Source organism: Novipirellula sp. (assembly GCF_041583735.1).
Taxonomy (GTDB): Bacteria; Planctomycetota; Planctomycetia; order Pirellulales; family Pirellulaceae; genus Novipirellula.
In genome coordinates this window covers 1-2,880 of record NZ_JBFHFD010000876.1, presented here as the reverse complement: position 1 = coordinate 2,880, position 2,880 = coordinate 1, and the positions used below count along the sequence as shown (strand labels likewise).

At 56.8% G+C, this 2,880-nt stretch carries 1 protein-coding gene; it reads left to right on the top strand.

What is annotated here, in order from left to right; all coding sequences use genetic code 11:
* Window positions 1-2,526: sulfatase-like hydrolase/transferase (locus tag ABX962_RS34025; protein ID WP_372726113.1), on the top strand; the 2,526-nt coding region annotated here is incomplete at its 5' end.
* Window positions 2,527-2,880: the final 354 nt, after the last annotated feature.

The window sequence follows — 2,880 nt, the reverse complement described above, 5'->3', positions numbered from 1 at the left end:
GGCAACCTGCTGTGGCAACGCGACTTGGGGGTCATCAACGTCAGCAAGTACGGAATCGGTTGGGGCTACGCCAGCTCGCCGGCGATTTACGGTGACCGCATCGTTCTGGTCTGCGATGACCCCACGGATCCGTACGTGGTGACGCTGCGACTGTCTGACGGTGAAGAGATTTGGCGAAAGTCGCGTCAGGAAGATTGCGAGCGAAGCTGGGGCACGGCACTGATTCACCACAACGATGACGTCACCCAAGTCGTAGTCAATGGTTGGCCATGGATTGTTTCCTACGACCTGGAAACCGGAGACGAGGTGTGGCGGATCGAAGGCGGCGGTGACAATCCGATTCCGACTCCGTTTGTTCACGATGATCGCATTTATATCACCAATGCCCATGGGGGTCCGTCACCGATCTATGCGATTGCAACGGATGCCAAAGGAAACTTGACCGAATCCGAATCGGCCGCCGAGCAAAGCGTGGTTTGGAAGGTCGACCGAGGCGGCTGCTACATGTCGACGCCAGTGGTGTGGGGCGACTATCTGTATCTGGGCAACACCAATGGCGTCCTCCGCTGTTTTCACGCCGAGACCGGCGAAAAGATCTACGAGGAACGGCTTGGCAGTGGTGCGTCGATTACCGCATCGTTGGTGGCCGCCGACGACAAGATCTACTGTCCTTCGGAGAACGGCAAGATGTATGTGGTCCAGGCAGGTCCCGAATTCGAAATCCTGGCCGAAAATGAAATGGAGCACCCTTGTTTCGCCACACCCGCGATCTCGGACGGAGTGCTCTACGTCCGCACGACCAAGACGCTCATTGCGATCCAACCGGTACCTGAATCAACAACCACGACGGCATCGAAAACGCGTCCGAACATCTTGTTCATCGCGGTCGACGATTTGCGGCCGTCGATGGGGTGTTACGGTGACCCCGTCGCGATCACGCCGAACATGGACCGCTTGGCCGCTCGAGGGATGCAGTTCGATCGTGCCTACTGCCAAGTTGCGGTGTGCAATCCGTCACGAGCCAGTTTGATGACCGGTTTACGCCCCGACAACTTGGGCGTATGGACGTTGCCGATTCACTTTCGCGAAGCCAAACCCGACGCGGTGACGATGCCTCAGTGGTTTCGCAAGTTCGGTTACACCGCTGTCAGCCATGGAAAGATCTATCACAATCCCACTCCCGATCCGCAGTCGTGGAGCGAGCCGATTCGCAAGCTGCGATCGCTTCCGAATCCGTATCCCGATGGCACTCGCGAGACAGTGCAAGCGGCGATGAAGGAATTGCCTGCGAGGGATTGGCGAAAAAACAACCTGCGAAACCCGAGCACGGCGGCACCCGATTTGGATGACACCGACCTCCTGGACGGTGCGAGAACCGAGATGGCGATCGAAGACTTGCGTCGACTGGGCGAGCAATCCGAACCGTTCTTTCTGGCGATGGGATACATCCGGCCGCACTTGGCCTGGGTTTCCCCGAAAAAGTATTGGGACATGCACGATCCATCCAAATTGCCAGTACTCGAAGATCAACACGTGATCCCAAACACGCCTGGCTACGCGCCAAGCAACAACAGTGAATTGTCGCACTATGTTGATCTAATCGACATGCCGCGGCCGTGGGACGACCGTGAATTACCGCTTGAAAAGCGACGTCATCTGGTTCATGCCTACTACGCCTGCGTCAGCTACGTGGATGCCCAAATTGGTCGGCTGCTCGATGCCCTCGAGGAAGAAGGCCTCTCCGAAAACACGATCGTGGTGTTGTGGAGTGACCATGGGTGGAAGTTCGGCGAGAACCGTGGCTGGGGAAAGATGACCAACTACGAAATCGACGCACGCGTCCCGCTGCTAATCGCTGCACCTGGGATGAAGACTGCGGGGCAAAAGACGGATCAATTGGCTGAGTTGCTGGACCTGTTTCCAACGCTCTGCGAACTCGCCGGAATCGACACTCCCGATTTTGTCGACGGCCGCAGTCTAGTGCCAATTTTGAAAGACTCGCAAACCAAAGTGCATGACACGGCGATGAGCCAGTACTACCGAAATTTTGAAGGGCGTCAGTACATGGGCTATTCGATGCGGACCAACGACTATCGCTTTATCGAGTGGCGAGACTTCGAGACGGGCGAGGTGACCGATCGCGAACTCTACGATCATCGATCCAGCGACGTGGAGAGTGAAAACATCGTTGCTTCGGCATCCGCCGATCTGGTCGACCAATTGACCAAGCAATTGGTCCAGTCGCATCCAAGAAAGCCATTGCGAATGACACCCGCGGTTCATTCGAATCCGAATCCAGGACGCTGGAGTGCCGAACTGAATTTCACAAACAAGACCGAAACGGAATTGATGGTTTACCCCATCACGTCATCGGGGCGACGAGGCCGAGCGACGCGAATCAAACCATCGCAAGACTCGCGCTTCCATGCTCGCCTCGGTGGCGTGTACGTGGTTGAGAGCGAAGACGGCAGCGTTCACGAAATCCATTCACCGTCGTATCCATCACGAAACATCGTGATCGAGTAGGAAAATCGCTTCTCGAGTAGCGGAATTCGTCAACGGCTTGTTGATTTCATGAGCCGTGACGCGTGAGCGGCCGGGTCCCACGCATGACTCCCAAATTGCGTTTCCGCAGCGGTGACATACCGACAAGCCACCTCGCCCGAGCGAAGCACGGGAGAGGTCGGACGGGCCCCTCAAGGCCTCGTCCGGGTGAGGGCCGCGGTGGGCATCCTTGAAGCATCGTTCGATTGAGATTGCTCGGACGGCCCTCACCCGAGCATTCGCTGAAGGCTCTGCTCGACCTCTCCCAAACAAGTTTGGGAGAGGTGACATACCGACAAGCCACCTCTCTCGAGCGAAGGAGACTGCTGAATTAGT